This window comes from Haemophilus sp. C1, from assembly GCF_001276515.1.
Lineage (GTDB): Bacteria > Pseudomonadota > Gammaproteobacteria > Enterobacterales > Pasteurellaceae > Haemophilus.
The window spans coordinates 1-3,943 of sequence record NZ_LDVZ01000047.1 but is presented as its reverse complement, the minus strand read 5'-3'; the positions used below and the strand labels follow the sequence as shown (position 1 = coordinate 3,943).

Genomic DNA, 3,943 nt, shown 5'->3' with positions numbered 1-3,943 from the left:
GAACGCCAAGAAATGGCTAAGGTGATAGGTGATATCAGCAACAACGCGATAAGCATCGCCACGTATAATGAGCGTGAGAAAATCAATAAACTGGGGCTTGAGAAGTTTAAGCTGGAAGAGCAAGCAAAAGCGTTGAAGGGACAAGCGGGTAATGAACAACAGCTTGCAGCCATTAAGCAACAGCTGACAAGTGTTCAAGCCGAAATCACGAAAACTCAAGGTGAAATCGACCGCACTTATGGCATAGGTAGTGAAAAAGGCATGGCGATTCGTGCCGTGACGGCGGCATTACAAGCGGCGGCACAAAATGATACCGCAGGCAGTCTTGTCGCTCTTGCTTCACCTTATCTCAACAAAACCATCCACGAGATGACGGCGGGTGACACGGCAAAAGACAAAGCAACTAACCTTATGGCGCATGCCCTTCTTTCCGCGGTGGAGTTCCAAGTGACAGGCAAAGACCCATTGACGGGTGCTGTGGCTGGGGTGACAGGTGAAGCAACCGCTGAAATCATCGCGAGAGCTTATGGGAAACCGGTCAGTGAATTAACGGCCAATGAGAAGGAAAACATTAGTACGTTAAGTCAATTGGCGGGCGGATTAGCTGCAGCATTGACAGCGAAAGCGAATGGAGTGAGCCATCAAAATGGCGGAGGAATGGCTCTTGCTGTTGCGGGTGCTGAAACATCGAAAAGAGCGGTTGAAAATAACTTTAGTTTTATTGAGATGGCTAAGAATCCTGAATATACGAAGGGACTTTGGGTTAAGGCGCAAGCTGATGAGATTGTAAAATCTACGGAGGAGGAGGTAATTAAGGATTTGTCAGATCGTTTAATTCCTCATTATACTTCAGGTGGTATATCCTATGGTCCATTAGGTATTAAGTTTACGGTAAATAATAGAAATGGTGAAACGTTTACCACTCTTTCCTATTCAAATGAGTTACGTTCAGGATCTATTGGTTGGGGTGCGAATATAGGGACTGGATGGATTTTAAATTTAGATAAAAATGAGTTAAGAAGAAATTTATCACAAACAATTAATGATACTTTGGCTGGATATAGTATGGGAGTAGAAGGTTGTTATTATGGGTGTATAGGTTACGGTGAAACAATTTCGCCTACGCCTAAGAAAATACTTTCAATTGGTGTTGGGCAGGGACTATCAATTGGGACTGAATACACGGAGAAATTAAAATGAATAATGTATTGAAATTTTTATTTATATCTTGTTTCTTTTTTCTTCTCTTATCTTTGTTAAAAGAAGACGCTGTTGATAAGAAAAAAATAATAAAAAAAAAGCAAGATATTTATATGCTTGTTTTAGAAAGATATAAAGATAAAATTGTTGATATATCTGATTCTAATAGGAGCTACGCTTCTGTAAAATTCTCCATAAAAGAAACTAATTATAATGAGTTGAATGATTTTATATTATCTTTAGGGTTTGTTAAGGTTAGTGATGGAGATTATTGTAAAGGTGAACAATATATGGGAGTAAACTTTTATGATGGACTATTTTATTTAAATTATTTTTATCCTGATTTAGATATATGTCATTTGAAATAGATAGCATTTAATCAAGATTACACGCTTCTCCTTGATTGCAAGCGCTCCATTAAATCCACCTAAGAATAGGTAAATTGAGTTTGTGAATGAAGGCAGTGAAAATCTGACCGCACTTTCACGGGATACGAAGAATGCGAATCAACGTGTTGAAAAACAAGATTTACAAAAAGTGCAAGAACGCCAAGAAATAGCGAAAGTGATAGGCGATATCAGCAACAACGCGATAAGTATTGCCACGTATAATGAGCGTGAGAAAATCAACAAGCTAGGACTTGAGAAGTTTAAGCTGGAAGAGCAAGAAAAAGCGTTGAAGGGACAAGCGGGTAATGAACAACAGCTTGCCGCCATTAAGCAACAACTGACAAATGTTCAAGCCGACATCACGAAAACGCAAGATAAAATCGACCGCACTTACGGCATAGGTAGTGAAAAAGGCATGGCGATTCGTGCCGTGACGGCGGCATTACAAGCAACGGCACAAAACGATACTGCAGGCAGTCTTGTTGCTCTTGCTTCACCTTATCTCAATCAAAAAATCCATGAGATGACGGCAGGCGACACCGCAAAAGACAAAGCGACTAACCTTATGGCACATGCGCTGCTTTCTGCGGTGGAGTTCCAAGTGACAGGCAAAGACCCATTGACGGGTGCAGTGGCAGGGGTGACAGGAGAAGTGACTGCACAAATCCTCACGCAGGCAATCTATAATAAAACGCCAAATCAACTTACGGCAAATGAGAAGGAAAACATTAGCACGTTAAGTCAATTGGCGGGCGGATTGGCTGCAGCATTAACGGCGAAGGCAAATGGCACCACTGCGGAACAAGGAGGGAGTTTCCTTGCTGCCACCTCTGGGGCTGAGACGGCTAAAAGGGCGGTGGAGAATAATCTTCTTTCTAAAAATGAAGATGAAGAACTTTTCAAGATTTCAGAAAAGTTTGAAAAAGAAAAAGAGCTAAAACAGAAAGAAAAAAATAGAGGCGGAGAATTATTGAAAAAAGATTCTTACATTAATTTTTTAATTCGCCTAAACCAAAAAGATCCTAGCCAATTAACGGAGGGGCAAAAGAATTATTTAGCGGTTGAGTTGCATAAAATAGCAAAATCATGGAATGTTCCTGTATCTGATTTATATAACTGGGATTTTACTAAAGAAATCAAAAGAAATGACTCTGCGTTAACAAAATATCTATCAGATGAAATTAAATTTTGGGATAGTTATGTCGGTAAACAAGCACAATCTTTTGCGATAGGTGCGTTAGCTGCGGGAGGCAGCGTTGCTGCTGTTAGAGTTATTCCTAAGGCTGTTGGATATTTACAAGAGACAGCTGTACTTTCAGCTAGAGCCCCAGTTGCTGCAGAAATGTTAGTGACGGGAGGATATAAAGCTGGGGAGATATCCTATAAAGCTCATAGTGGCCAATATAAAACTGAAGATGAACTTAAAAGCGCCATTTATGATGGTGCGAAAGATGTAATTAAGGTTCCTCTTCTTTCAAAATTAAAACCAGGGGCTCAAGCACTTAATAGTGTTGCTTTTGATTTTGGATATGAGGTTAATAAACCTGGAGCAACCGAGAAACAGGCTAAATCAGAAACATTTGGTTCTGCTGCTGGTAGTGCAGTTAGTTTAGCATCTGAACATTTACACTTAAATGGGGCTCCTAAAATATTTTTTAACGTTCTGGGTGGCTCATTGGCAAGTGAAAAAGCCAAAGAATTTCATTCTCAATTAATTAAGCAGAGAGATAAGGAAAGTAAATAATGGTATTGAAAATATTAAAATTTTTTGTAGCTGTTGCATTCATTTTTTTCTTGTTTATGGTGATAGTTCAGTTAGATATGGGGAGGAATAATTTGCAATATGCAGTTCTTATGAAAGATGCTTTAATTATGTCTCTAAAATTTCAGGTGGTTGCTTTGCCGATATATCTTCTCTTTTTTAAACGAGATTAGAAGGAATAGAACTCTCTGCAGTTTTTTTGTTTGAGATTCACATAGCAATGTAAAAGTGCAGTCAATTTTCAAAGAGTTTTAAAACTTCTCAAAAATTGGCCGCACTTTTGTATTTTAAACGATGCTTGTTTTAATCAAACCTTATAATTTTACATTCAACTTCTCGTAGTAACCTTACCAAGCGGAAAACAAGTTAAAGTAATGGCACCTCGTGTCTATGCCATGGCGCAGAAAGGAGACTTAAATGGCGAAGGCACGTTGATTTCAGCGGATGTGATTGATTTGCGGAGTAACCGTTTAACCAATAGTGGCACCATTGCGGGGCGTAAGCTTACGTTATTAAATACCGAAAGCTTATTAAACGCAGGCACCATTACGGGTGATAAAGTAGGCATCAACACCACGAATAACTTCGATAA

Annotated in this window: 4 protein-coding genes; all 4 read left to right on the top strand. The window is 39.3% G+C overall.

The genetic code is table 11. The annotated features are described in order from the left end of the window. Nucleotides 1–1,200, top strand: a 1,200-nt coding sequence (locus tag ABW51_RS09365) for a VENN motif pre-toxin domain-containing protein (RefSeq protein WP_197271859.1), incomplete at its 5' end; no start/stop codon positions are given. Beyond that, nucleotides 1,197–1,568 (top strand): hypothetical protein, encoded by a 372-nt coding sequence (locus ABW51_RS09360; protein ID WP_053466531.1) that lies wholly within the window; start codon nt 1,197–1,199, stop codon nt 1,566–1,568. The genes ABW51_RS09365 and ABW51_RS09360, both read left to right, overlap by 4 nt. An 82-nt stretch (nt 1,569–1,650) precedes the next feature. Then, the gene (locus tag ABW51_RS09355; RefSeq protein ID WP_053466530.1) at nt 1,651–3,333 is read left to right on the top strand and encodes a VENN motif pre-toxin domain-containing protein; all 1,683 of its coding nucleotides are present in this window, start codon (nt 1,651–1,653) and stop codon (nt 3,331–3,333) included. A gap of 392 nt (nt 3,334–3,725) precedes the next feature. Further along, nucleotides 3,726–3,943, top strand: a 218-nt coding sequence (locus ABW51_RS09345; protein WP_156262560.1) for a hypothetical protein, incomplete at its 3' end; no start/stop codon positions are given.